Origin of the sequence: Pseudochrobactrum sp. XF203 (assembly GCF_020341615.1) — a bacterium.
GTDB lineage: Bacteria > Pseudomonadota > Alphaproteobacteria > Rhizobiales > Rhizobiaceae > Pseudochrobactrum > Pseudochrobactrum saccharolyticum.
Genome location: NZ_CP084392.1, coordinates 1,118,160 through 1,142,372, shown reverse-complemented (window position 1 = coordinate 1,142,372; position 24,213 = coordinate 1,118,160). Strand labels below are relative to the sequence as shown.

The following is a 24,213-nucleotide window of genomic DNA, read 5'->3' as shown; positions in this document are numbered from 1 at the left end:
GGGATAAAACTCCCGTTCAGATATTTCCGGCATCTGCCTCAACGGCTGTGAGGGCAACCATGCAAAACCAGAATAATCAGCGTATTCTTATTTCCGGTGCCGGACTTGCCGGTATGACCACGGCTCTGGCTCTGGCAGAGCGAGGTTTTTCTGTGCTGATGATGGAAAAGGCACCGGCACTTTCCGAAGTCGGAGCCGGTTTGCAGCTGGCACCCAATGCCACGCGGCTTCTTGCCCGTCTGGGCATTATGGAAGACCTGCTGCCCCATGCCGTCAGCCCTGATGCGCTCTATCTGATGGACGGTGTGAAAGCACAACCGCTCATCCGTATGGAACTTGGGAGCCAGGCAGAACAACGCTGGAATGCGCCTTATATTACCTGCCATCGGGCGGATTTGCAGGCAGTCCTGCTCAAAGCCGTTCGTGCACATCCGCAGATTACTTTGCATCTCGGCGCTAATGTGCTGTCCCATCACATTTCAGAAGACAAAGTAACGATCCGCGTTGATCTCAACGATCAGATTACCGACTATAGCGGGCAGTTGCTGCTTGGTTGCGACGGTGTATGGTCAGCGCAGCGTGCCGGACTTGTAGCAAATAATGCGGCCACGCAAAATGACAGCCGCGCCCGATTTACAGATCATATTGCATGGCGCACCACCCTGCCCGCTGAAAAGCTGCCACAGAGTTTTCTTGATAGTCTCAAAGATACACTCAGTGTTTCTGCATGGCTTGGTCAGGGCGCGCATCTGATTGCCTATCCGATTAAAAACGGTAAAGCCTTTAATTTTGTCGCGATTACCGATGGTGAAGATATCGGCACAAGCTGGGACATGAAAGGCGACAGCGCCGCTCTGATCCGCAGTTTTTCAGGCTGGTCTCAGGCTGTCAGCGATGTCATCAAAGCCGCTCCGCAATGGACATTCTGGCCGATGTTTGAAATGCCGGAACCAAAGCTGGTGATTGATAAGCGCCTTGTGCTGCTTGGCGATGCTTCTCATGCGATGACACCATTTGCGGCACAGGGTGCAGCAATGGCTATCGAAGATGCGGCCTCGCTCGCAGCACATCTCTCACCAGAGCAAAGCGACCATAGTGCAGCCCTCGCCGCCTTTGAAAAACAAAGACTGGCGCGCATTGCCAAAGTTGCCCGCCGCGGCAAGCTCAACCGTTTTGCCTATCACGCCAGCGGCCCTGTGGCTCTTGGCCGTAACATGCTGTTTAAAATACGCAAACCGGAAGACTTCCTGCGCGATCTGGACTGGCTTTACCAATATGATGCGGCTGACATTACATCCTGAACCGCATCATGTTTTTCAGGCTCTGTCCCGTTGTTCAAAAGCGAATATTGCGATCAGAACGGGACAGGGAATATTTTAGTCTTTTGCCATGGCCTGCTTTGCAGCTTCCATATCCATCCACATCACTTCCCATATATGGCCGTCCAGATCTTCAAAACTGCGGCCATACATAAAGCCATAGTCCTGCACAGCTGACGGATCTGCCTTGCCACCGGCAGATGCAGCCTTGCTGACTAGCTGATCTACCTCCTGCTTATCCGATGCTGACACACATACCAGAACCTCGCTGACAGTATGTGCATCAGCAATGTTTTTTGGGCGTGAACTGGCGGAATTTATCATGGGTTATCAGCATGACGTGAATAACGTCCGATAGAACCATGCAGGCTGCGGTTTCATCGCAGAACATATCATTCTTCCGTGCTCCGATTGCCTCATAAAAGCTGATCGACTTATCGAGATCACGCACGGGAAAGTTCACAAATATCAGTCTGCTCATTATAATTTCCTCCTCAGAATATTTGGCAGGACTGTTTAACTTCTGCGCTAGAGCGGTTTAAATCCAGATTGGATCACAGTGCTCGCTCTAGATTCTTTAATTTGCCGCATTATCACGGGCGTCAAGTTGATCCAACTTGACTGTGAAATGCTCTAGAGCGGTTCCGGTTAATATTGAATCAGTAGAACCGCTCTAATTCTTTATTTTACGCGTATCCCGAAAACTGCTTCGCACTTTTCGGGATACGCTCCAGTGGCAGCATACTACATCAAATCAGACAGATTGAGACAGGAGCCAAATTTGATAATTTATCGCGCGGCCAAATCCTTCGACGCTGCAAAACTGGCAGCCTTATCTATCGAAGTCTGGCTGCATACCTATGCCAAGGCAGGTATCAGCACTGTTTTTGCTGAATATGTGCTGCAGCGTTTTACGCCGCAATATTTTGAACAGATGATCGCGGATAACGCAAAACAGATCATTGTCGCGGAACAGGATGGTCACCTGCTCGGCTATATTGTCATTGATTATCATGCCGCATTGCCCGAAAGCCTGCATGTGCTGACAACAGCCGCAGAGATCAGTACGCTTTATGTCAGAGCCCGTCATGCCGGAAGCGGTATCGGCTCCGCCCTCATGCAACAGGCACGTGAAGCGGTAAAAGCACAAGATATCGGCCATATCTGGCTTTCGGTCTTGCATGATAACCACCCTGCATTACACTTCTACAGGCAACAGGGTTTCCAAAGGCAGGGTTCAATCTGGTTTGAACTTCCGGGTGAACGCCATGAAAATTACGTGCTGATACAACCGACCTTGCCTGCCTGAACAACAGGAGAAAACAATGCCGATACTCGGACTGGATCATATTCAGCTTGCAATGCCTGCCGGTGGTGAGGACAAAGCCCGCACATTTTATAGCGGCCTGTTAGGTATGACGGAGGTTCCCAAACCCGACAATCTGGTAAAACGCGGTGGCTGCTGGTTTGAGCTGCGTGATCTTAAAGTTCATCTCGGCGTTGAACGCGGCTTTGCCCCTGCGCAAAAAGCGCATCCGGCTTTCCTGGTTGATGACTTGTCCGCATTTTTAGCAATGCTCGCAGAACATCAGATTGAATCGTCAGAGGATGAGCCGCTGTCCGGCTATCTTCGTGCCTATATCAACGATCCGTTCGGCAACCGTATCGAGCTGATGCAGAGATTATAAAGGCTTTGCCTGATGAAACATCAGACAGGAGGAGCCTTTTACAAAACCCTGCTTTTCATAAAACGGAACCAACCGTTCAGGGCAATAGAGTTCAAAACTCTGAACTTTTTGCAGATCATGATGCCGGATGATGCGTAAGACAATTTCCTTTCCAAGCCCCTGTCCGCGCGTGGTTTCATCCACAATCACATCAAAAATCAATGCTTTAAAAGTATAATCCGTCAGCACACGCGCAAAACCGATGACGCGATCCTGCATATCACAACAGGCGATAATCAAATCGCAATGAACAAGCATATTAATCGCATCGTCATAGGAGCGGCTCTGCGTCCACCATTCCTTTGTGTAAAGTTCAAAGAAACTCTGATGATGTTTTTGCTCCAGCTGGTTCAGCCATTGATATTGCATTTTATCTCCCATCGCTGCCTTTATAGTTTTAATATGAATTTTACAGGCATATTTTATAGTCACGGCTAAACACACCGGAGAACATCTTATGAGCAATTTCCAGTTTGAACAGGTTTGCCCGATATTCAGAATTTTCGACATTGAGAAAGCCAGAGAATTTTACCTCGACTATCTGGGTTTTCAATGTGACTGGGAACATCGCTTTGCTGAAAATATGCCGCTCTATATGCAGGTTTCGCGCGGCAATCTGGTGTTGCACCTCAGCGAACATCATGGTGACGGCAGCCCCGGTGCCAATATTTTCGTGCGCATGCAGGGTGTCGATGCCCTGCATAAGGAAATCAGCAGTCGTAAATACCGTTTCCTGCGCCCCGGCATAGAAAATGAACCATGGGGTCGGGTTCTGGCTGTGATTGATCCTTTCGGCAATCGTATCCAGTTTTGCGAAGGCCCGCATGACGAATAGATAATAAAAAACACCCGCGATTTTCATTGCGGGTGTTTTAATATGTTTCTGAAAATTAGTGCAGGATCTGGCTGAGGAACAGCTTGGTACGCTCATGCTGCGGATTGTCAAAGAATTCGGATGGCGAATTCTGTTCCACAATCTGCCCCTGATCCATAAAGATCACGCGGTTGGCAACCTGACGCGCAAAGCCCATTTCGTGGGTTACGCAGATCATGGTCATACCTTCTTCAGCGAGGCTGACCATGGTGTCCAGCACTTCCTTGACCATTTCAGGATCAAGCGCAGAGGTCGGCTCATCGAACAGCATAATACGCGGCTTCATGCAGAGTGAGCGGGCAATCGCCACGCGCTGCTGCTGACCACCGGAAAGCTGACCCGGATATTTATTGGCCTGCTCCGGAATCTTAACGCGTTCCAGATAATGCATCGCAATTTCTTCTGCCTGTTTCTTCGGCATTTTGCGCACCCAGATCGGAGCAAGTGTGCAATTCTCAAGAATTGTCAGATGCGGAAACAGGTTGAAATGCTGGAAAACCATACCGACTTCGCGACGCACTTCATCGATCTTTTTCAGATCATTGGTCAGCTCTTTGCCGTCCACAATGATCTGGCCTTTCTGATGTTCTTCAAGGCGGTTAATGCAACGGATCATCGTTGATTTACCGGAACCGGAAGGTCCTGCCACGACAATACGCTCCCCGCGCATTACCCGCAGATTAACATCGCGAAGCACATGGAATTCACCATACCATTTATGCATTCCGACAATATCGACTGCGACATCGGTTTTGGATATTTCCATAATTGCTCCCGTTTCTTCCATCGTCGGCTTCAGCAAAGCGCCCGATTGCATGCTCATTCTTTATTCCCTCACTGACCATCCGCAGCAATAATGCTGATGGTATTCCCGATTGAATGGTTTCATCCGTCTGAATGAAACCATTTCTGTTCTTTGGCAGCTGTGAGCGAAAAACCAACTCCCGGTTTTCCGCAGCCGCTTACCGATGGCTCGTATCCAGCCTTCTCTCCATATATAGCGAATAACGCGACATACAGAAACAGAAAATCCAGAATACAAATCCGGCAAAAACAAGACCCGTTGCCGGTGTCTGCGGTGTTGCCCAAGTGGCATCCGAAAAATTCTGCCTGACGATTCCAAGCAGGTCGAACATGCCGATAATGTAAACAAGACTTGTGTCTTTGAACAAGCCGATAAACGTATTCACAATACCCGGCAAAGCAAGTTTCAGCGTTTGCGGCAGGATAATGAACAGAGTTTTCTGCCAATAGCTCAAGCCCAGCGAATCCGCGCCTTCATATTGCCCTGACGGAATCGCCTGCAAGCCGCCGCGAATGACTTCAGCCATATAGGCGGAAGCGAATAAGGACACGCCGACCAGCGCACGCAAAAACTTATCAAAGCTGGTGCCCGGCGGCATAAACAATGGCAGCATGACGCTGGCCATGAACAGCAATGCCACCAGCGGCACACCACGAATAACCTCAATGAAGATCACGCACAGTGTCTTGATAACCGGCATATTGGAACGCCGTCCCAAAGCCAGAAGAATACCCATCGGCAGCGATACGGTAATCCCCACCACGGACAGGATCAGCGTAACCAGCAGACCGCCCCAGAGCGAGGTTTCAACATAACGCAGACCGAAGGAACCGCCGACCAGCAGGAAATAGGTGAAAACCGGAAAAACAATGAACAACAGAACTGCATTCAGCATTTTATGCGGCAGCTTGCCGATCAGCATCGGCACCAGCAAAATCACGAAAACCAGCGCCACGAGTTTCACACGCCAGCGTTCATCAACCGGATAGCGTCCGTAGAGAAATTGCTGGAGCTTTGCATCGACAAAAGCCCAGCAGGCACCCGACCAGCCATCCGGCTGCAAACCGCCCTGCACCGTTGTGGTACAGAATGTGCGGTCAGTCCCTGCCCAGACAGCATTGACAAACAACCAGTTTATCAATCCCGGCAGAAGCCAGACAATCAGCGAAATACCCATGATTGTCAGAACGGTATCTTTAAGGCTCGAAAACAGGTTTTCTTTCATCCATGAAGCAATGCCTTTTTGACTGGCAGGTGCCGGCATCGGATCAACCATTTGCGAGCGTACATATTGTAAGTCTGAATTTGTCATCTTACCGCTCCACCAATGCCATTTTCGCGTTAAACCAGTTCATAAATGCAGAGGTAATGAGGCTGATGCCGAGATAAACCGCCATCCAGATCGCCACAACTTCTACCGCCTGCCCTGTCTGGTTAAGCACCGTACCGCCGACAGCCATCAAATCCGGATAGCCGATAGCAATCGCCAGAGACGAGTTTTTCGTCAGATTGAGATATTGGCTCGATAGAGGCGGAATGATAATCCGCATCGCTTGCGGCACGACAACAAGGCGCATCGCCTGCGGTCTGCGCAGACCCAAAGCTGCCGCAGCCTCTGACTGCCCCTTGCTAACCCCTTTGATACCGCCGCGCACCGTCTCCGCGATGAAGGATGCCGTATAGAATGACAGCGCCAGATAAAGTGCCAGAAACTCAGGTTTTACCTGTGTACCACCGGTCAGATTGAATGAGCCAAGTTTCGGAATATCAAAGCTGACAGGCATTCCCGTGATGAAAAATGCGAGTGCCGGCAAACCGATAATCAGTGCCAAAGCAACACGCCAGAACGGAAAAATCTGCCCCGTTTTTGCCTGACGCAAACGTGCCCAGCGATGAATAACAAAGGCTGCAATAACAGCGGCAACGAAAGCAGCCAATATAAGCCATGCATTCTCGCCCCAGATTATGGACGGAAAGAAAAACCCGCGCTTGTTCAGATAAGTATCAAACGGCAAAGCATAGCTGCCGCGCACTTCCGGCAGAACCGACAATACGCCGAAATACCAGAAGAAAATCACGAGCAATGGCGGGATATTACGGAAAGTCTCGACATAAATGGTACAGATTTTGGCGATCAGCCAGTTTCCCGAGAGACGCCCGATACCAACCAGAAATCCGATAACCGAGGCTGTAATGATACCCAGTACAGCAACATAAAGCGTATTCAGAAGACCGACCACAAAGGCCCGTGCATAGTTGGAATCCGCATCATAACTAATCAGCGACTGGCTGACGTCGAAACCTGCGCGACTTTTCAGAAAGTCAAAACCGGATGCAATGTTCAGCCTCTGCAAATTTGCGGCTGTATTTCCTATTATCCAATAAATCAAAGCAAAAACTGAAATAAAAACAACCGCCTGATAAAATAATCCGCGCATTTTCGGATTATTCAGGAGGGAAACTTGTGTTTCCTGTCGCTTGCCGGTTACGGCGCTTTGATCTGCCATGCGCACCTCATGCTCTGCTGTCAGATATTTAACCAGATATTTGAAAAGCCCCCTGCGCCTTTTCACCTATAGCCGGATTATCAAAGTATAAATTTCAGACAGGGATTTCGGCCATATCGGCAGGTACCTTAAATAGCGGTACAATCTTTCAGCTATCTTTTGTTTTTATTGCACGTCAAAAAGCGTTTCATGCTCAAGCTATTTGCTTATACGCGTATCTGACCCGAAAACCGGTCCCCGCTTTTCGGATACGCTCCGGACGGCACAAAATTACAATGTTTCAATTATATTTCAGGTACAGAAAGCTATCCTGCACCACATGATGTGGTGCAGGTGCTTATTCTGATTATACGCCGATATTAGCGGATTGGTATACCATATTGCAGACCACCTTTGGTCCACAGCGCATTAATACCGCGGGCAATTTTCAGCGGGCTTGTTGTGCCGATATTGCGTTCAAAAATCTCGCCGTAATTGCCGACATTTTTAACAATCTTCACAACCCAGTCATTATCAAGACCCAGATCGACGCCGATCTTGGTTTCAGCTTCTGTTCCGAGAAGACGTTTGATTTCAGGTGAATCAGACTTCATCATCTCTTCAACATTTGCCTGCGTAATACCGGCTTCTTCCGCATTCAGAAGTGCGTTATGAACCCAGCGCGCCACATCGGCCCATTGTGCATCGCCCTGACGGACAACAATACCGAACGGCTCTTTGGAGATGATTTCCGGAAGAACGACGTGATCGTCAGGGTTGGAAAGCGCCAGACGCACACCGTAAAGGCTGGACTGATCCGTTGTGTAAGCATCGCAACGGCCGCTGTCATAAGCAGCATTGGCCTCTTCGATTTTCTCAAAGACGACCGGATTATATTCCATCTTATTGGCCTTGAAATAATCGGCCATGTTCATTTCAGTTGTTGTACCTGCCTGAACGCAAATTGATGCGCCGGACAGCTGCAATGCTGATTTAATATCCGGAAGTTTCTTACTGTTGACCATAAAGCCCTGGCCATCATAGTAATTCACACCGGCAAATTCCAAACCGAGAGATGTATCACGGCTGATTGTCCAGGTTGTATTACGGATAAGAATGTCGATTTCACCGGATTGCAGCGCAGTAAAGCGCTCTTTGGCATTCAGCGGTGTAAATTTAGCCTTGGTTTTGTCCCCGAAAATAGCCGATGCCACAGCACGGCAATAGTCAACATCGAAACCAGACCATTCCCCCTTATCATTCGGGGCGGCAAAACCCGGCAGACCCGTATTGGTGCCGCATTGTACAAAGCCTTTTTTCTTCACATCATCCAATGTGCCGGCAATTGCTGCAGAGGTTGTAACGGTCAAAGCAGCCACGCCGGCCAATTTGAGTAAAGTTGACTTTTTCATATGATGCTCACCCTCATTATCGTTAAACTTATTATCAGCATTCAAAAATCAATTTCGGCATTCTGTCATATCCGGCAAAATCTGAACCGGATCTGCTTTTCGTTTTGACAGCCTGATATCCGGCTTTAACCGGTTTAGTTCAGCCTGTGATCCGCAAGGCGGAAACGGGATGCGTCTAAAACTGTGTCTATCGAAAGCTATTATTTTCGACAGGTCAAGGGTCCAAACACGGAAAATTGTTCAGCCCGCTCCCCGAACACAGCTTGCCCTGCCTCAAAAACCTTAACTTAAGCGCCTTGCAGCTTGATTCTTCTGCTGATTATATTTTTCGGTTCAGGAAATAGCTGCCCTTCCCCGAGACGGAACAGCAGACCCGATTGCGCCAGAAACCGAGCCAGAATCAAGGTGGTAACCGTGCCGATAGCAAAGCCGGTCACAACATCACTCGGATAATGCGCCTGAACGAAAACACGGCTTGAAGCAATCAGCGCCAGACCTGCATAGGCAAAGAACCGGTAACGCGGAAACCACAGCGCCAGCAGCGTGGCCAGCACAGCTGCCGTACAGGCATGACCGGACGGAAAACTGACATAAGCATGGCTGAAATCAAACGGCTTGAAACCAAAAGGCCCTGCACTATCAATAAGAAACGGGCGCGGCCTGCCGACAAAATATTTGAGAATATTCACGATCAGTCCGGCACCCAGAATCGCAGAAATACCGAACAGGCTCTGACCGGCAATCGTGCCCAGACGATTATAATTTTGCAGAAGTTCAGGAATTTTAAGGCCATAACCCTCCTGCCCGCGCAACCTGTGCCGTCTCACCAGACAGACCGCAATAATGACGGTGAATAATGCAACATAGGGAGCGGCCAATACGAGATTCGTCAGCGATTTCAAAATCTCTACAGGCAACCACTGCACGGAAACAGCCAGGCGGGACAAATCCCCGTCAAAAGGTAAAAGCAGCCCCGCACCCGCAATCATAATCAGCAGAAACAGCGTCAGCTGATACGACCACAGATTGGTCGAGCTCTGATCTGCCCCCTCATATTCAGCCTGTTGCGTAGATTGCGCCTTGCGCCGTGCCAGCCCCGCCTGAACAGAGGTTCTCAATTCTGAAAATTCATATTTTAAACTCATAAAACTCTCACACCGCAACTGCTGCAATCAATAAAATTGTTCATCTCTTACTATGCTGTAAATCCGTTTTACCGCTTCTCATAAAGAAAGCATAAGGTTTCAGGACAAAGCACAAAGATTATGCTCTAGTCGCAACTGTCATTTTCCGGCTTATTGCAGAAAATGAAAAACGGCACTGTTAACACGCTGAAAACACAAATATTTTCAGAAAAAGCGATTCCGTTTCAGCACGAATAACGAAGACTCACACGAGACAATACAGACTAACAGGCAGCAGGAGGCGTTTTTATGGTCAAATCAGAAAAGGGTACGGGGGAATTAGGGATCAACACAATGCTTACCCATTGCGGTAATGATCCTTATGCATATCACGGCTTTGTCAATCCGCCGGTTGTGCGCGCTTCGACTGTCCTGTTTCCGGATGCTGCGACCATGGCAACGGAAAACCAGAAATATACCTATGGCACGCATGGCACACCGACAACGGACGCTTTATGCAGTGCGATTGACGAGCTGGAAGGTTCCGCAGGCACTCTGCTCGTTCCCTCCGGTCTGGCTGCCGTTACCGTGCCGCTGCTGGCTTTCCTGAAAGCAGGCGACCACGTGCTGTTCGTTGATACGATTTATAATCCGACACGCCGCTTCGCAAATACGCTGCTGAAGCAATATGGTGTTGAGATCGAATATTATCCGCCACATATCGGTGCGGATATTGCCGGACTCATCCGCCCGAATACGCGTGTCGTTTTCACAGAATCACCCGGCTCCAATACATTTGAAATTCAGGATATTCCGGCAATTGTCGAAGCCGCACATCAGCATGATATTGTCGTGATGATGGATAATACATGGGCAACGCCTCTTTATTTCAAAGCGCTTGATTTTGGTGTGGACATTACAATTCATGCCGGAACGAAATATCCTTCAGGACATTCCGACATTCTGTTCGGCATGATTTCCGCGAATGAAAAATGCTGGAAACAGCTGGAAAACGCCTATACCGCCCTTGGCATGTGCGTAAATTCCGATGATGCCTATCAAATTCTGCGCGGTCTGCGCAGCATGGGGCTCCGCCTTAACCATCACCAGCAAAGCGCTCTGACGATTGCCCGATGGCTGGAACAGCAGCCCCAGATTGCCCGCGTGCTGCATCCCGCGCTGGAAAGCCACCCGGACCACGCCTTGTGGAGACGTGATTTCAAAGGCGCCAGCGGTGTTTTCTCAGTTGTTCTCGCTTCAGGCGGCAAAGAAGAAGCCCACAAATTACTCGATACGCTGAAATTATTCGGCCTCGGCTATTCATGGGGCGGCTATGAAAGTCTGGCCGTGCATGTTCAGCTCGGTGACCGGACGGTTGCTGCAAAGAACTATGAAGGACCGGTGATCCGTCTGCAAATCGGGCTTGAAGATACACAGGATCTGATTGACGATCTGCAACAGGGACTTCAGGCGGCATTTGCAGCCTGATAATCCGTAAAATACGGAAGCTTCTAAAAGCGGAGACAAAACAGTGCTTTTGTCTCCGCTTTTATAGTGTGACATTCATGCATTTTTGGTTGGAAGTGCCGTTTTGCCTCTTGCACTCCTGCCTTGAAAATTCTAGACACATCTTATCCTTTGAGGATAGCGGAGCGTAGCGCAGCCTGGTAGCGCACCTGATTTGGGATCAGGGGGTCGGAGGTTCGAATCCTCTCGCTCCGACCATGACAAATACTGAATATTATAGTGAAATTTGTCTCTCGTTTAACAGACCAGCAAATATAAGATTTGACGGTCGCTTTTGTGCCCTGAGGTATATGAATATGGTTGCCCGTATTTATCGTCCAGCCAAGACTGCCATGCAATCCGGTAAAGCCAAGACCGAAGCCTGGTTTCTTGAATATGAGCCTGAAGTAGCCCGTAAAATTGAACCGCTGATGGGTTATACTTCTTCCCGTGATATGAAAAGCCAGATCCGTATGAGCTTCGAGAGCCTCGAAGAAGCGATCGCTTATGCGCAGAAATACGGCATTGCTTACCGGATTGAAGAGCCTAAAGAAGCCAAACGCCGCAAAGTGTCTTACACGGATAATTTCCGTTTTGACCGCCAGCAGCCTTGGACTCACTAATTATATACCGCTTTCAGAATATGCGGTCCCGTAGCTCAGCTGGATAGAGCACCGGCCTTCTAAGCCGACGGTCACTGGTTCGAATCCAGTCGGGATCGCCATTCACTCAATCTTTTACATAAGATTTCAGATTGCAGACTTCCGGTATTTTGTCCGGTTTAAGTCCTACCCCGCCTGCGTTGCGGTGATTCAAATACGCGAATAATTGTCATTCACAGCCAGAAGCTCCCCTTCCCCGAAGAATAATAAAAAGCTCATTTAAAAAATTAAGATTCTCATCCTTTGAACTGATATCTCATAATATTTCCGTTGTAACAAAAGCTGCGTGACTGACGCAGAAATCAGTTTCATTAGTATCTATAGAAAATGAAGCTGGCGTGCTAAAAGTAACTCCCGCGATTTCTCTCCTGCCGGACTTTCAATACTGAAGCACGAAATATGATTAATTATTGGCGCATTCTATTCAAAGCATTAGCAACAGGTGCGCTGGCGCTTATATTTACCCTCATTATTACCAGTATTTTTGTCCCCATGATGGGAGGGCAACTGGCCGGAGCCGGACTTATCATGACGATTGTCTGTCCGCTTGCGACCGCTATTCCGATGTCTGCATTGCACTATCTGAATACTGAACGCCTCAGGATTGCGCGAAATAAAGCTTTGGAAATTCAGGAGGAGCTTGAAAAAGCCAATGCGCTACTCATCAAACATTCGCGCGAAGACAGTCTCACCGGCGTCCTGAACCGCTCTACTTTTTTTGACAAGCTCATCACAGCGAGCAACAGTCAGCAAACCGGCGGTCTGTTGTTTATCGATCTCGATCATTTCAAAACCATCAATGACACATATGGCCACGCAACCGGCGATGCGGCGTTGCGCCGTATCGGCGCACTGCTCAATCGCCTGAGTCTGAGAAACGGCTTTGCCGGAAGATTGGGCGGTGAGGAGTTCGGCGTCTTCATCAACAGCGCGGATGTCAGCTTCATCTATCAATATGCAGAAAATATTCGTCGGGAAATAAGTGTTCTGCGTATTGTCGCTTCCGACAATAAAACTGTCAGCATCACTGCCAGTATTGGTGTCACTTTGTGCGAAGCCGGTTTCAATCTCGATCAGTCTTTACTGGAAGCAGATGAGAAAATGTATATTGCCAAGCGGCAGGGACGCAATCTGATTATTGCATAATGCTTGATAGCGGCCTGTTTTCAGCATTTCATTCTGAAAAAAGACTTGCCTTGGCATAAAACTCCAACTCTATTCCGAACATCATAACATAATAAGGTAATCTTAATGGCTCAGGCAAATTCCTCATCCCGCCCTGTTATCCTGACCGGCCTCGGCGTTCTCGTCCTTGCAGCAGGTCTGTATCTGCAATTCGGCACCAGCTCTGTATCGCTTGCCGATCAGCAAAGATGCGAAAAAATCGTATCGGATACTTATGCTAACAGCGCGGAAGCCAAGAATTCACTTCTGCCTAAATGCTCCGAGCCAGGCATGGTAGCAATGATGGACGCAAAAGCCGGGGGCTCTGATGCTACAACAGCAGCGGCCTCTATTGCATCAGCCAACCAGTCCGATATCGGTTCCAATGCCTTAAGCTTCGGCCTGATCGGTGCAGGTCTCGGCCTGCTCTTAGGCGGTATTGCCACGCTTCTGCGCCGCAAAAAATCAGCTTAATCTGACAACAAAAACAAGCGGAACAGCACCGCAGACAAGCAAAGCTACTCTGCTCGTCTGTTCCGCTTTGTGGCGCTGCATGGGGGCTTCAATGCGCATAATACTGACCGGTATGGCCATATTTGCATTATGGGCAACCAATGCCATAGCCCAGACCTCAGCAAATTCATGCAGTGTGATTGAAGACCCTGCGCAGCGACTGGCCTGCTTTGACAAGCTTTTCCCAAAAACAAATCAGTCCTCACCCTCTCAGAACTGGCACATCTCTGAAAACAGATCCCCTGTTGATGACAGCGCGCAAATATCCGCTTTTCTGCTGCCCAGAGGCAGTAAAAATAAAATAGTCATGCTCGACTCGGTTGCTCTCGGGCTTCGCTGCCACAATTCCACAATTTCAGTAATTCTTACGACCGGCACTTCAAGCGCGGCAGAAACCACCAAAGTCACTCACAGAACAGGCGATGAAGCCCCGCAAACCATGCTTTGGGAGCGCTCTGCGAACTTCATGTCTGTCGGCCTGTGGTCTGATGAAGAATCTGTACCATTCATAAAACAGCTGAAAAATAACAGCATGCTATCGGTGCGCATCGACACTCCGCCTGTCGAGGTTATGTTTGATCTGGCTGATGTTGAAGATATTACTGCGAAAATTGCGAAAGCCTGCGAGCGGGATATTTATCAATAGAGTGCCGTGTGTCAGACTTGGCACGCAAAACTCGCTCTAACCATTTAAATTAGTCTCTGGTCCGGTTTCTGCTATTTTATAACACAAGCATCGCAGACATATTCCAAGGCAAGGTTTCTGACAGAATGACAACTGCACTCCTGATTATCGACGTTCAGAAGGCAATCATTGCCGGTAAAGCGTCAGCGCAACGAATGCCTGAACTTGAAGCCGCGCTGGATGAAACCGTATTCAGGCTTCAGGCGCTGAAGCAAAAGGCACATGATGCCAATATCCCTGTTTTTCTGATCCAGCATGACGGCGCCAAAGGTCACAGACTTGAAAAGGATACTGCAGGCTGGGAATTGCGTCCGGAAATCGCTGCTACGGGCAATGATATCCTTGTTCACAAGAAATATTCGGATTCGTTTCTCGAAACAGAGCTGGCAGACCGGTTGAAAGACCATGGTGTCACGCATCTCATTACCGGCGGCTGCATGACACAATTCTGCGTTGATACGACAGTGAGACGTGCGATATCACTGGGCTATGACGTGACCCTGCTTGCAGATGGTCATATGACGGGTGACTCTGACACTCTGCTTTATACGGATATTATGAAGCACCATAATGAAACACTGAATGGCTTTGGCACCGATGCTGCATCCGTGGCAGTTAAGCCCTCTGCTGAAATCAGCTTATGAACAAAAACAAGCCGCCTGCCAAATCAAACAGGCAAGCGGCTAACTCAGCAAACTCAGAAAACCAGTGAGACACCGGCAACAGGCCCGTGTTCGGTAACATTCCACTTGAACCTGTGGCCGAGCACATCGCCCCCATCATAATCCTGATACAGCGCCCTGTAGCCGAAGCGCAACAATGCCGGTTGATTAAAGATATGTGTGCGATAGCCAAGATAGGCCTGCCCCTGCGCACTCAAATCTGCACCGGCACCGAAACCGCCGACATCCGCCTCAGCAAATAAATGCCAGCGATCCGTCAGATCCGCCTGAATACGCGCTCCGATGAACGGATCCGTCCATTCCAGTTTACGACGCTCAGACCAGCGATCCAGCATGAAATCGACTTTAAGCTGCGTCCAGCGCAGACCGGCAGTCGGCTCAATCGCAAACACCCGCTGCGTACCGAAAACAGTTTCGCCTTCCAGCGGCACTTCAACCGCACGGAAAAACGCACCGGCGGAGAGCGTTGTCATCGTAACATCCGCTCCCAAAGTCTGCTCATGGAATGATTCATCCTGACTGGTTTTGGTATATTGTCCGTCAAAATACACCCCATAGAGGCCGTTTGTGACTTCCACATTGCCCATGGCGCTGAAATCAAGATTTTCGAAAATATCCGAGAAAGGCACATCAATATTGGTACGGCGACCCATAATATTGGCATGACCATCCAGGGAAGCCGCCCAGATATAAGGACTGACAATCACTTTCCAGCGTCGCTCATCAAATTTTGCAACGGGCTGCGGCGCCAGAATATCGGCACCCAAAGCCTGCCCGCTGGCAATGCTTGCAGCACTTATACATGCGGCAAAGATAATATGTGCAGTACTGATTCCTGATAAACACTTCATATTTTTATCGCCCCTCAATAAGCAATGTCTGCAAAACGATATAACTGCACTGTCTATATTTACACTTTGAGAAATCACCAGAATAAGATCAAGATTAAACCAATTTTTCAATAGATTTCTTCATATCTGATTCACACAAAGCGTGATAAAAGTTTTTGTCCATTTCTCTGGAAGGAGCATCCTTTTGAAACCGAGTTTCCCGTACTTCCTTAAGAACAAATTTGTCAAATCCGCCACCGCCCTGACTGTTATTGCCGCTGTTTCAGCGCCCTATGCGGCAGCTGCCTGCACCAGCTTTCTGTTGCCGACAACCGACGGCAGCGGCATTTATGCCCGCACTATGGAATTCGGAATTGAGCTGCAGTCCAATGCTCTGGTTATTCCGCGCGCCTATACGCTGCACACAACCGGTGCCGACGGCAAAGCCGGCATGAGCTGGAAGGGTAAATATGCTGCCATCGGCATGAACGCCCTTGGCGAGACCACTCTTGTTGACGGTATGAATGAAAAAGGTCTTGCCGGTGGTGTTCTGTATTTCCCTGAATTTGCAGGCTATGCCGACGGTTCCAAAACCGACAAAGAAAAATCTCTGGCACCATGGGATGTTCTGAGCTGGGTTCTGACCAATTTCGCAACGGTTGAAGAAGTCAAAACCGCCATTCAGGATATGAGCGTCATTAATGTCGTTCAGCCACAAATGGGGTTTGCGCCACCGCTGCATTATACAATTCATGATGCCAGCGGCGCTTCGATTGTGATTGAACCGGTTGATGGCAAGCTCAAGATTTACGACAATCCTGTCGGCGTCATGACCAATTCGCCGTCTTTTGACTGGCATATGACCAATCTCAGAAACTTCCTGAAAATGTCGCCGCTCAATGCACCGGATCTCAAAATCGCCGGCACGACATTCTCACCGCTGGGTCAGGGATCAGGCTTGCTTGGCATTCCGGGTGACTCGACCCCGCCATCGCGTTTTGTGCGCGCCGCGGCCTATGTGCAGACTGTTGAAAAACAGCCGAGCGGGGATGATGCTGTGCGTCTGACCGAGCACATTCTCAACAATTTCGATATTCCGAAAGGCTGGATTCAGACCGCGAAAGAGCTGAAAATTCCGCTGGAATATACCCAGTGGTCAACGATTGCTGATCTGAAAAATCAAAAATACTATGTAAAAATGTATGATGATCAGGTTCTGCGCGGCATCGATATCAAAAGCTTTGATCTGGATGCAAAAGAGCTGAAAAAAGCACCTCTCAGCCCGAAGATCACACCACCTTCTGTTGAATTCGCCAAGTAAAAACAAAAAACCGGAGCTGAAAAGCTCCGGTTTTTTTATCTGGTTCACTATGCATCAATCTCAATCGAGGACATAGCAGCTTTTCGCCACACCGCGATCCGGATCACCGAATGTGCGGTTGTCACAATTTACGCCGCCACGGAATACACGCTCAACAAAGCGATCCTGTGTGCCGTAACGTACACGCTTGCGGCCGGAGAAATCACAATATTGGCCTTCGCGTGCGCAACGCTGCCATTCACGGTCATTATCACGATCCCGTCCATAGCCGCCACGCCCGTCACGATCACGGCCATATCCGTCACGATCGCGTCCGTAACCGCCGCGGTCACGTCCGTCATAACGAACAACATAAGAGCAGGTTTTGGCTCTGCCATATGCAGGATCGCCGAAGACGGAGTTCGAGCAACGCACCTGCGGCTGATTAATAAAGCGCGATGTTGCCCGCCTTCCGCTGCCGTAAATTACTTCTGTCGGATAAGGAATGCGGCACACGCCCCCTTCAGAGGCACATTGCCGTACTTCCTGAGCTGATGCTGTTCCGGTATCAACTGCGTAAGCACCGGCAACGACTGCCAGAAACAACACGGCGCGGGACAGATTTGTCGCAATCGACATTGTGCTCATTTGAATTTCCTTCCTGTATGAGCTGATGCTCATGGTGAAGCCTTTAAAAAAACAGAGCAGATACAGTTTCCGGCCACCGAAGCAGTCTCACCAATATACGCTCGCAGTGCAGGTTCTAGAACACAGAAATTGAACAGGAAATGAACAATCTCATCACTCTCTGTTCCGTTTTGAAATGATTGTGCGATTTCTTAAACCGGTAAGATTATTATGCTTTATGAGATTACATGCAGATATCAGGAGCACCGCCGGCTATGAACCCCGTCTCACAGATTCTTATTTATGCTTTGGCTGCGGTTGCTGAAATTGCAGGGTGCTTTGCTTTCTGGGCATGGCTGAGACTGGATAAACCCGTATGGCTTTTGCTGCCGGGCATTGCATCCCTGATCCTGTTTGCTGTGCTGCTCACATTTATTGATGCTGAGGCTGCAGGGCGTGCCTATGCGGCCTATGGCGGCATTTATATTATCGCCTCATTATTATGGCTGCGGCTGGCAGAGGATTTCTCGCCGGATCGATGGGACATTACCGGCGGTATGCTGGCACTCGCCGGTGCAGGCATCATCCTGTTTGGGCCACGCGGTTAAATCGTCTACATTCGGGCAAGGAATAAATACGGACATAAAATAATCCGCTTTCTGAAGAACAGATATGTGATCGTCATAACAGACGATCCTCTCTGCGATAATGACTCTGTTTCCATGACAGTAAATCCACAGACACAGGTCCTGCCCAATGCAATCCATGAAAGAAATGAGCCGCTATCAGGCACGCCGGCGCCTTGCCGTAGCGATTATTATAGTTCTCCTGTTCCTTGCTTTACTTTTCGTACGCTCTGCATGGCCGCGCGGCACCCATGAATATATTGAAGCCTTCGGCCTCGGCTTTATCATGGTGGCTATTCTCGGCCGCATGTGGTGCACATTATATATCGGCGGGCACAAAGGCGCGCAGATCATTCGCACCGGCCCCTATTCCCTGAGCCGCAATCCGCTTTATGTTTTCAGCTCAGTCGGCGCATTCGGTATCGGCTGCCTCACCGGCAGTCTCGGTGTTGCGCTCCTGCTGGCAATTGCCTGCTACATCACATTCCTGTTCGTTATTCTTGCCGAGGAAGGCTATCTCGAAAACACTTTCGGCCAGCCCTATCGCGATTATAAGCTTGAAATACCGCGCTTTTTCCCGCGTTTCTCCGGCTACAGAGATGTGGAGACTCTGACCATCCGTCCGAAAACGCTCTATAATACGTTCTTTGACGGGCTGGTGTTCTTTGTTGCATTTCCGTTTTTCGAAACGGTCGAACATTTACAGACCGCAGGATTTATTCCCATCCTTTTCTACACTTATTAAATGTTTCAAAATAAAACCCGCCATTCAGGAAATGGCGGGTTTGATTATCGGAGAACCGGAGCAGCTTCACATAGCGGCTTTACCGTCTTTCTCTTCCTCGAAGGTAATCGCAACATCAGCATTGGCTGAAAGGCGAACCTTATTGCCCTCAATATCAGCAACCAGCCCCAGTGAAATATAATGATGGTGCTTATGATGCGCACCCGCACCGGCATCGTTTTTCGTGAGCTTGATACGGTCACCTTCCACATGATCGACGATGCCAACGTGAACACCGTCTGCACCGATCACTTCAAAATGCTCTTTGATTTTTGCAGTATCTACCATTGATTGTATCTCCTGTTTCAAAGCGGTTCAGAGAAAATACTCCGGTCTGACAATAACGCAGCAGCAGCATATTCGATGCAAATGATTGCAAATATTTTAGAGAGCCAGCTTCATTCCGGCGTGACTGGCTTTAAAACCAAGCTGCTCATAAAAACGGATCGCATCTTTGCGCGAAATATCCGTATGCAATTGCACCAGACCACAGCCTTTTTCCCTGCATTGACCGATTGCCCATTCCAGCATCTGCCTGCCCAAGCCCTGCCCGCGATAATCACGGGCAATCCGCACGCTTTCAATCTGCCCGCGCCACATCCCAAGCCTTGAAAGACCCGGAATAAAACTGAGCTGAAGACAACCGGCAACCTGCCCGTCAGCTTCGACAACCAGCAAGAACTGGTTCTCGTCCCGCCCGATTGCGGCAAAGGCATCCAGATAGGCTTTGTTCAACGGAACGGACTGATCCTCACGCGCTGCCCCCAAAACATCATCGGCAAGCATGGCCACAATTTCAATGAGATCCCGCTCTTCAGCCCGCCGGAAAATATGTGCCATATCACTCCCTCAAGATAGTTTTCCATTCCTGTTACGCGGGGAAGATAGAGCATAATTCCTTAAACTTGGATCAGTTTAAGGTGAAATTATGCTCTAATTTTAAAGTGTTAGAGCGTCCTTTGTGTGCCAAGTCTGGCACACGGCGCTCTAGCACACAGAAAGTCCTGCCCATCAAATATTTCAACCTGATGAGCAAGACCTATATCAGAGCGGAAACACAAATTTTATTTGATAACGTGCCAGTTGCCACCGACACCATCGCCTTCCATATCACCGGCTTTCTTGTCTTTAATATAGGTATAAACCGGCTTGCCGTTATAAGCCCACATGTCCTTACCGTCTGAAGCTTTCACCTTGGACCATGGCGCAACCGCTTTGGTTTTGGCGGAGGCATGATAGGCCGGCCAGATTTTCAGACATGAGGCATCGCAATTGGACATGCCGCCGCTATCCTTATCGAACGTATACAGCGTGTGCCCTTCTGCAGTGGTCAGAATTTTTCCGCCTGCCGCATCCATCATCATGCCCGGCCCGCCGGCAGCCTTATCCGTGCCATGCTGCATTTTTGTCATGTCAGTTTTCGAGGCAGCGGCTGCGGTCTGTCCCGCAAAGACCGGCGCTGCTGACAATCCCAGAACGGTGCCGAGAACACTCAATGTCAAAACAAGCTTTTTCATTTTGTTTCATACGCTCCATATTTTCCTCTGCACACAGGCCGTGTGTAATGGTCAGCTGCAGATGGCTGGTTAATCCGGCGCGGTCAGAAGCGGCCGCGCAAAAATGCTGCGCCTGCTTCGGGACTGTTTCTGGCCGATATTGTGCCGAAAATAAGTTATTTTACGCCGGACACAGAGAACAAAAGGTGAGCATAGTAACCAAATACGAAGATTCGCGCGGTAGCTTAATACAGGCAGATTCGAAATACTCAGCTTGGTTCAGTGCATCTGAATGCTGACCGATATAAAGGCGCAGACATATGGCTCCGAGAAAAACCACTTCCCGCAAAAAGCGCCCGACGCGCGGCAAAAGCTCGGGTCAGTCCACGACGGCTGTTCTGACCGTTGGTGCAATTGTGGTGATTGGTGCTGCAGCACTCTGGGCGACATCGCAAAGCCGCAGCCCGTCTGCCAGCGTATCAGGCCTGTTCCGCACAGCGACCAATAGTTCCGCATCCCGTTCCGGTTCGGCTGCTACAGCCAGTTCAGAACGCAGAACGGTGCAGCCTCAGAGCAGGAATACGGAAACCGCCAGAAATACTGAATCCACTGTGACACCGCCGTCTCCAATACGCAGGCCGCCATTGAATATCGGCCAGAGCGTTGCCAGTGAACAGAAGTCACCTCCGAAACAGGTTGCCGCTCTTGCACCTGCTCCACGTCCGGATAGCAAACCGGCAATAGTTCAGATCGTACCGCCAAAACCTGCACCGCAGAACACCATGCCCGCTTTGCCTCCGGTCGGAAAATCCGCACCGGATGACAACAGCCGCCATGCCAGCGGTGCATTCAAAGTGCCGAAAGCAATTATTGCCAGACAGGATCTGACCATTCACGAAAAAGCATGGGATAAGGCCAAGACTGTCGGCCGGGTCGAAAAAGGCCGCGAGATGCGCTCCTATGCCAAAGTCGGACGCTGGCACCGTGTTGTCGTACCATCCACCAATATTATTGGCTGGGTGCAGGAAGATCAGCTGATTATCAAAAATCAACAAGCGCAGGCACGCTCATTCCGTGCAGTCTCCGCACCGCAAGCGTCTCAACATTCCGGTATGACCACAGGGTCAATCCGCCCTGCCGCAGTACCAAACAATAGTGGCACCACAGCGAAAACACAGAATAGCAGACTGGTTGCGCCGGTTTATCCGCAACAGCCGGTCGGCAAATAGAAAAATCAGTTTTGAGATGAAGTGTCAGGCAATGCATCTGCCATTGCCTGCAAAGCCTGTATTGCCAGCGCTTTGGTAATCCGGCTTTTTTGTTGCAGAGCCATATGATCGAGCAGATCAACCAGCACAATCACACTGTCGAGCGAGCGCTCAACACGACTGACAATATAGCTGATAACCGCCGGATCAACACTGACCTGACGATCGGCGAACAGCTTGTAAATCACTGTGCTCAGCAGATAATCATCCGGCTCGGAAATATCGACAATTGTCACCGCTTTCAGGCGGGAGACCAGATCAGGCAGCGACACATTCCATTGCGACGGCTGTAATTGCGACGTCATCAGCAATGATGCCTGCGACTGACCGTTTTCGCAGCTGCCTGCGGTTTGGCGGATCGTGTTAATCAGATGGAACAGACCGGTTTCATCGAAAGCTTCTGCACCGATATCATCAATCAGCACCGGTCGCTGTGCAGCGATTTCCAGTGACTGTGCATCAATATCATGCGGATCGAGGATTGCCGCATCATTCTGGCTGCGCCAGATGGCGGCCAGATGCGTCTTGCCGGCTCCGGCTGGTCCGACAAGCAGCGCGACAGGCGACGGCCAGTCCGGCCAGCGATCAATCAGATCGACAGCCGCACGGTTCGATCCGGTGACAACCAGATCATCGCGCGTAAAGCCTGGCTCATGCTGAAGAATGAGCGGCATTTGTCGGTGCTCAGCAGACATAATTACCCAAAATTATTAGCCCGAATTCCGGCCTGCTTACAAATCATACAAATTCATCACATGATTTCGGGGCGAGGTTCAAGCTGTTCCATCACAGAACCTGTCAAATCTTCAAAATACAGGTCAGAATGATGCAGTAACTGCTTTCCCCCCTTTAGAAAAGCACAACCGGCACGAATGCACCGGTTGTCTGAGCTTATCCCCGTGACCCACAAGCCTGTGGACAAAGCTGTTGAAAACTTCCGGCTCAGTTTTCTCCGTTACTGCTTTTATACATCGGCGATTCCAGATACCGCCCGATTGCAAAACGTACCAGCACCCCGACTGCCGCCGCAGCAGGCACAGCAATCAGCATCCCCGTGAAGCCTAGGAACGAACCGAAGGCAAAAAGTGCAAACATCAGCCATACCGGATGCAGGCCAACAGATTTGCCCACCAGTTTCGGCTGCAGAATATTGCCTTCAATAAACTGGCCTGCAAAGAACACACAGGCGACGATAACAACCATCACCCAATCCGGCCAGAACTGCACCAGCGCCACACCGATTGCCAGCACCAGACCGACAATCGAGCCGATATAGGGAATGAAGCTGATAAGACCGGCGAAAAGGCCGATCAGCAAGCCGAAATTCAAACCGGTAAGCGTCAGGCCGACAGCGTAAAATGTTCCGAGAATGAGACACAGCGTGCCCTGACCGCGGATAAAACCGGCAATCGCATCATTCATCTCACGGGCGATCTGGCGCACAGTTTTCACATGATCGCGCGGCACCCATGAATCAATCGTATTGACCATGCGGTCCCAGTCGAGAAGCATGTAGAACGCAACCACCGGTGTCACCACAAACAGACCGGCAATATCAATCAGCGACTTGCCGGAATTCCACAGCGATTGCAGCAAAGTGGTCAGAAAACCGGCTCCCTGCTTGAGAAAGCCACTCAGATTATCTTTGATGACCGTGCTGTTAATGCCGAGATATTTCTGCAGCCATTCAGAATCCTGATGGGCGATCAGCGACTGGAGCTGCGTAAAGTAACCCGGAAATTTCGAAATGAACTCGGCCAGCTGTGTAACCAGCACCGGCACGATGATGATAAGCCCCAGCACCAACACAAAGACGAAGGTAATCAGGATAACCACGGTTGCCACCAGACGCGACATCCCGAAACGTTCAAGCCGGTCGGCCACAGGATCAAGAAAGTAAGCCAGAGCAAGTCCGGCTACAAAGGGCAGCAAAATGGAACTGAACACGGTCAGGAAAAGAACAAAAACAACCGTTGCAAACAGCCAGAAAAAAGCCTGTTTACGCACGGTTGCACCGAGTGCACTGACCTGCACATCCAGACGCACTTCATTCTCAGTCGCGGGAATGATAACCTGTTGCGGCGTGGTTTTGACCAGCGCTTCCGACTTTGCCCGCGATGCACGGGGGGATGGCGATTTAGGTGGTGTGGTATCCGATTTGCTCATATAAAACCGCCATTGCTTAAAAAGTCTGAATATGTCGCATTTCAGCCTCCGGTCAAGATAGAGGATTTCACAGTTAAGCTGGATCAACTTGACGGCAGTGATAATGCGACCAAATAAAGAATCCAGAGCGAGCACTATGATCCAATCCGGACGTAA

General features: G+C 49.7%; 27 protein-coding genes, 2 tRNA genes and 1 pseudogene. 16 read left to right on the top strand and 14 right to left on the bottom strand.

Annotation, left to right across the window (positions count from 1 at the left end):
- Positions 1–59: 59 nt before the first annotated feature.
- Positions 60–1,301 (top strand): FAD-dependent monooxygenase, encoded by a 1,242-nt coding sequence (locus LDL70_RS04995; protein ID WP_022710463.1) that lies wholly within the window; start codon positions 60–62, stop codon positions 1,299–1,301.
- 75 nt (positions 1,302–1,376) lie between these two features.
- Here LDL70_RS04995 and LDL70_RS04990 read toward each other — a convergent pair.
- A pseudogene (locus LDL70_RS04990) lies at positions 1,377–1,800 on the bottom strand (VOC family protein).
- Between the two features lie 300 nt (positions 1,801–2,100).
- Here LDL70_RS04990 and LDL70_RS04985 point away from each other — a divergent pair.
- Both LDL70_RS04985 and LDL70_RS04980 read left to right on the top strand, forming a co-directional pair.
- Positions 2,101–2,628, top strand: a complete 528-nt coding sequence (locus tag LDL70_RS04985) for a GNAT family N-acetyltransferase (RefSeq protein WP_225687568.1) — start codon at positions 2,101–2,103, stop codon at positions 2,626–2,628.
- 16 nt (positions 2,629–2,644) lie between these two features.
- Positions 2,645–3,007 carry a VOC family protein gene (locus LDL70_RS04980; protein WP_225687566.1) on the top strand — a complete coding sequence of 121 codons (363 nt, stop codon included), beginning with the start codon at positions 2,645–2,647 and terminating at the stop codon, positions 3,005–3,007.
- Here LDL70_RS04980 and LDL70_RS04975 read toward each other — a convergent pair.
- On the bottom strand, positions 3,002–3,415 hold the full coding sequence (locus LDL70_RS04975) for a GNAT family N-acetyltransferase (protein ID WP_225687564.1): 414 nt from the start codon (positions 3,413–3,415) through the stop codon (positions 3,002–3,004). The genes LDL70_RS04980 and LDL70_RS04975 overlap by 6 nt on opposite strands.
- Before the next feature lie 88 nt (positions 3,416–3,503).
- Here LDL70_RS04975 and LDL70_RS04970 point away from each other — a divergent pair, with 88 nt between their 5' ends.
- Positions 3,504–3,881, top strand: coding sequence for a glyoxalase superfamily protein (locus LDL70_RS04970; protein WP_225687555.1), 378 nt, complete (start codon positions 3,504–3,506; stop codon positions 3,879–3,881).
- 55 nt (positions 3,882–3,936) lie between these two features.
- Here LDL70_RS04970 and LDL70_RS04965 read toward each other — a convergent pair whose 3' ends face one another.
- The 5 genes from LDL70_RS04965 to LDL70_RS04945 all read right to left on the bottom strand — a co-directional run bounded on the left by LDL70_RS04965 (position 3,937) and on the right by LDL70_RS04945 (position 9,768).
- Entirely contained in the window at positions 3,937–4,686 is a 750-nt protein-coding gene (locus LDL70_RS04965) for an amino acid ABC transporter ATP-binding protein (RefSeq protein ID WP_033315959.1), read from the bottom strand.
- A gap of 196 nt (positions 4,687–4,882) precedes the next feature.
- On the bottom strand, positions 4,883–6,037 hold the full coding sequence (locus LDL70_RS04960) for an amino acid ABC transporter permease (RefSeq protein WP_225687553.1): 1,155 nt from the start codon (positions 6,035–6,037) through the stop codon (positions 4,883–4,885).
- Position 6,038: 1 nt separating this feature from the next.
- Positions 6,039–7,232, bottom strand: coding sequence for an amino acid ABC transporter permease (locus tag LDL70_RS04955; RefSeq protein ID WP_225687542.1), 1,194 nt, complete (start codon positions 7,230–7,232; stop codon positions 6,039–6,041).
- A gap of 359 nt (positions 7,233–7,591) precedes the next feature.
- A complete protein-coding gene (locus tag LDL70_RS04950; RefSeq protein ID WP_028233512.1) occupies positions 7,592–8,623 on the bottom strand; it encodes an amino acid ABC transporter substrate-binding protein in 1,032 nt (343 codons plus the stop codon).
- A 287-nt stretch (positions 8,624–8,910) separates the two neighbouring features.
- On the bottom strand, positions 8,911–9,768 hold the full coding sequence (locus tag LDL70_RS04945; RefSeq protein ID WP_225687540.1) for a phosphatase PAP2 family protein: 858 nt from the start codon (positions 9,766–9,768) through the stop codon (positions 8,911–8,913).
- Positions 9,769–10,056: 288 nt separating this feature from the next.
- Between LDL70_RS04945 and LDL70_RS04940 the strand changes: the two genes are divergently transcribed.
- The 8 genes from LDL70_RS04940 (at position 10,057) to LDL70_RS04905 (ending at position 14,921) form a co-directional block, all read left to right on the top strand.
- Positions 10,057–11,235, top strand: a complete 1,179-nt coding sequence (locus LDL70_RS04940; RefSeq protein WP_225687538.1) for a cystathionine beta-lyase — start codon at positions 10,057–10,059, stop codon at positions 11,233–11,235.
- Positions 11,236–11,395: 160 nt separating this feature from the next.
- Positions 11,396–11,472, top strand: a tRNA-Pro gene (locus LDL70_RS04935).
- 92 nt (positions 11,473–11,564) lie between these two features.
- Positions 11,565–11,876 carry an ETC complex I subunit gene (locus LDL70_RS04930; protein WP_163026116.1) on the top strand — a complete coding sequence of 104 codons (312 nt, stop codon included), beginning with the start codon at positions 11,565–11,567 and terminating at the stop codon, positions 11,874–11,876.
- Positions 11,877–11,900: 24 nt separating this feature from the next.
- Positions 11,901–11,977, top strand: a tRNA-Arg gene (locus LDL70_RS04925).
- A gap of 466 nt (positions 11,978–12,443) precedes the next feature.
- On the top strand, positions 12,444–13,061 hold the full coding sequence (locus tag LDL70_RS04920) for a GGDEF domain-containing protein (protein ID WP_225687536.1): 618 nt from the start codon (positions 12,444–12,446) through the stop codon (positions 13,059–13,061).
- 105 nt (positions 13,062–13,166) lie between these two features.
- The gene (locus LDL70_RS04915) at positions 13,167–13,553 is read left to right on the top strand and encodes a hypothetical protein (protein WP_022712129.1); all 387 of its coding nucleotides are present in this window, start codon (positions 13,167–13,169) and stop codon (positions 13,551–13,553) included.
- Between the two features lie 112 nt (positions 13,554–13,665).
- On the top strand, positions 13,666–14,238 hold the full coding sequence (locus tag LDL70_RS04910; RefSeq protein ID WP_225687534.1) for a type VI secretion system-associated protein TagO: 573 nt from the start codon (positions 13,666–13,668) through the stop codon (positions 14,236–14,238).
- 125 nt (positions 14,239–14,363) lie between these two features.
- The gene (locus LDL70_RS04905; RefSeq protein WP_022712132.1) at positions 14,364–14,921 is read left to right on the top strand and encodes a cysteine hydrolase family protein; all 558 of its coding nucleotides are present in this window, start codon (positions 14,364–14,366) and stop codon (positions 14,919–14,921) included.
- A gap of 53 nt (positions 14,922–14,974) precedes the next feature.
- Here the strand turns inward: LDL70_RS04905 and LDL70_RS04900 are convergent, their stop codons facing one another.
- Positions 14,975–15,811 (bottom strand): hypothetical protein, encoded by an 837-nt coding sequence (locus tag LDL70_RS04900; RefSeq protein WP_225687532.1) that lies wholly within the window; start codon positions 15,809–15,811, stop codon positions 14,975–14,977.
- A gap of 184 nt (positions 15,812–15,995) precedes the next feature.
- On the opposite strand from LDL70_RS04900, the gene LDL70_RS04895 reads away from it, so the two are divergent.
- Positions 15,996–17,111: a choloylglycine hydrolase family protein gene (locus LDL70_RS04895; RefSeq protein WP_083646831.1), complete on the top strand. Its 1,116-nt coding sequence runs from the start codon at positions 15,996–15,998 to the stop codon at positions 17,109–17,111.
- A gap of 60 nt (positions 17,112–17,171) precedes the next feature.
- Here the strand turns inward: LDL70_RS04895 and LDL70_RS04890 are convergent, their stop codons facing one another.
- Positions 17,172–17,738 (bottom strand): hypothetical protein, encoded by a 567-nt coding sequence (locus LDL70_RS04890; protein WP_225687530.1) that lies wholly within the window; start codon positions 17,736–17,738, stop codon positions 17,172–17,174.
- Between the two features lie 254 nt (positions 17,739–17,992).
- Between LDL70_RS04890 and LDL70_RS04885 the strand changes: the two genes are divergently transcribed.
- The gene (locus LDL70_RS04885) at positions 17,993–18,325 is read left to right on the top strand and encodes a YnfA family protein (protein WP_022712137.1); all 333 of its coding nucleotides are present in this window, start codon (positions 17,993–17,995) and stop codon (positions 18,323–18,325) included.
- A 148-nt stretch (positions 18,326–18,473) separates the two neighbouring features.
- Complete coding sequence (locus tag LDL70_RS04880) at positions 18,474–19,088, top strand: isoprenylcysteine carboxylmethyltransferase family protein (RefSeq protein WP_225687529.1); 615 nt, start codon at positions 18,474–18,476, stop codon at positions 19,086–19,088.
- Between the two features lie 66 nt (positions 19,089–19,154).
- On the opposite strand, the gene LDL70_RS04875 is transcribed toward LDL70_RS04880, so the two are convergent.
- From LDL70_RS04875 to LDL70_RS04865, 3 genes are all read right to left on the bottom strand, one after another.
- Positions 19,155–19,415: a DUF2171 domain-containing protein gene (locus LDL70_RS04875; protein ID WP_116089179.1), complete on the bottom strand. Its 261-nt coding sequence runs from the start codon at positions 19,413–19,415 to the stop codon at positions 19,155–19,157.
- 96 nt (positions 19,416–19,511) lie between these two features.
- The gene (locus LDL70_RS04870; protein ID WP_225687527.1) at positions 19,512–19,967 is read right to left on the bottom strand and encodes a GNAT family N-acetyltransferase; all 456 of its coding nucleotides are present in this window, start codon (positions 19,965–19,967) and stop codon (positions 19,512–19,514) included.
- Between the two features lie 224 nt (positions 19,968–20,191).
- Positions 20,192–20,644, bottom strand: a complete 453-nt coding sequence (locus tag LDL70_RS04865) for a hypothetical protein (protein WP_225687525.1) — start codon at positions 20,642–20,644, stop codon at positions 20,192–20,194.
- 299 nt (positions 20,645–20,943) lie between these two features.
- On the opposite strand from LDL70_RS04865, the gene LDL70_RS04860 reads away from it, so the two are divergent.
- Positions 20,944–21,852: a hypothetical protein gene (locus LDL70_RS04860; RefSeq protein WP_225687523.1), complete on the top strand. Its 909-nt coding sequence runs from the start codon at positions 20,944–20,946 to the stop codon at positions 21,850–21,852.
- A gap of 5 nt (positions 21,853–21,857) precedes the next feature.
- Here the strand turns inward: LDL70_RS04860 and hdaA are convergent, their stop codons facing one another.
- Together hdaA and LDL70_RS04850 are read right to left on the bottom strand one after the other, a co-directional pair.
- Positions 21,858–22,586, bottom strand: coding sequence for a DnaA regulatory inactivator HdaA (hdaA, locus tag LDL70_RS04855; protein WP_116089182.1), 729 nt, complete (start codon positions 22,584–22,586; stop codon positions 21,858–21,860).
- 247 nt (positions 22,587–22,833) lie between these two features.
- Entirely contained in the window at positions 22,834–23,925 is a 1,092-nt protein-coding gene (locus LDL70_RS04850) for an AI-2E family transporter (protein WP_051139079.1), read from the bottom strand.
- Between the last annotated feature and the right edge of the window lie 288 nt (positions 23,926–24,213).

Bases quoted from the DNA above. Each gene is read 5' to 3' on its own strand.
- LDL70_RS04995 (WP_022710463.1), top strand. From the start codon at position 60: ATGCAAAACCAGAATAATCAGCGTATTCTTATTTCCGGTGCCGGACTT.
- LDL70_RS04980 (WP_225687566.1), top strand. From the start codon at position 2,645: ATGCCGATACTCGGACTGGATCATATTCAGCTTGCAATGCCTGCCGGT.
- LDL70_RS04975 (WP_225687564.1), bottom strand. From the start codon at position 3,415: ATGCAATATCAATGGCTGAACCAGCTGGAGCAAAAACATCATCAGAGT.
- LDL70_RS04970 (WP_225687555.1), top strand. From the start codon at position 3,504: ATGAGCAATTTCCAGTTTGAACAGGTTTGCCCGATATTCAGAATTTTC.
- LDL70_RS04965 (WP_033315959.1), bottom strand. From the start codon at position 4,686: ATGGAAATATCCAAAACCGATGTCGCAGTCGATATTGTCGGAATGCAT.
- LDL70_RS04960 (WP_225687553.1), bottom strand. From the start codon at position 6,037: ATGACAAATTCAGACTTACAATATGTACGCTCGCAAATGGTTGATCCG.
- LDL70_RS04955 (WP_225687542.1), bottom strand. From the start codon at position 7,232: ATGGCAGATCAAAGCGCCGTAACCGGCAAGCGACAGGAAACACAAGTT.
- LDL70_RS04950 (WP_028233512.1), bottom strand. From the start codon at position 8,623: ATGAAAAAGTCAACTTTACTCAAATTGGCCGGCGTGGCTGCTTTGACC.
- LDL70_RS04945 (WP_225687540.1), bottom strand. From the start codon at position 9,768: ATGAGTTTAAAATATGAATTTTCAGAATTGAGAACCTCTGTTCAGGCG.
- LDL70_RS04940 (WP_225687538.1), top strand. From the start codon at position 10,057: ATGGTCAAATCAGAAAAGGGTACGGGGGAATTAGGGATCAACACAATG.
- LDL70_RS04930 (WP_163026116.1), top strand. From the start codon at position 11,565: ATGAATATGGTTGCCCGTATTTATCGTCCAGCCAAGACTGCCATGCAA.
- LDL70_RS04920 (WP_225687536.1), top strand. From the start codon at position 12,444: ATGACGATTGTCTGTCCGCTTGCGACCGCTATTCCGATGTCTGCATTG.
- LDL70_RS04915 (WP_022712129.1), top strand. From the start codon at position 13,167: ATGGCTCAGGCAAATTCCTCATCCCGCCCTGTTATCCTGACCGGCCTC.
- LDL70_RS04910 (WP_225687534.1), top strand. From the start codon at position 13,666: ATGGCCATATTTGCATTATGGGCAACCAATGCCATAGCCCAGACCTCA.
- LDL70_RS04905 (WP_022712132.1), top strand. From the start codon at position 14,364: ATGACAACTGCACTCCTGATTATCGACGTTCAGAAGGCAATCATTGCC.
- LDL70_RS04900 (WP_225687532.1), bottom strand. From the start codon at position 15,811: ATGAAGTGTTTATCAGGAATCAGTACTGCACATATTATCTTTGCCGCA.
- LDL70_RS04890 (WP_225687530.1), bottom strand. From the start codon at position 17,738: ATGAGCACAATGTCGATTGCGACAAATCTGTCCCGCGCCGTGTTGTTT.
- LDL70_RS04885 (WP_022712137.1), top strand. From the start codon at position 17,993: ATGAACCCCGTCTCACAGATTCTTATTTATGCTTTGGCTGCGGTTGCT.
- LDL70_RS04880 (WP_225687529.1), top strand. From the start codon at position 18,474: ATGCAATCCATGAAAGAAATGAGCCGCTATCAGGCACGCCGGCGCCTT.
- LDL70_RS04875 (WP_116089179.1), bottom strand. From the start codon at position 19,415: ATGGTAGATACTGCAAAAATCAAAGAGCATTTTGAAGTGATCGGTGCA.
- LDL70_RS04870 (WP_225687527.1), bottom strand. From the start codon at position 19,967: ATGGCACATATTTTCCGGCGGGCTGAAGAGCGGGATCTCATTGAAATT.
- LDL70_RS04865 (WP_225687525.1), bottom strand. From the start codon at position 20,644: ATGAAAAAGCTTGTTTTGACATTGAGTGTTCTCGGCACCGTTCTGGGA.
- LDL70_RS04860 (WP_225687523.1), top strand. From the start codon at position 20,944: ATGGCTCCGAGAAAAACCACTTCCCGCAAAAAGCGCCCGACGCGCGGC.
- hdaA (WP_116089182.1), bottom strand. From the start codon at position 22,586: ATGTCTGCTGAGCACCGACAAATGCCGCTCATTCTTCAGCATGAGCCA.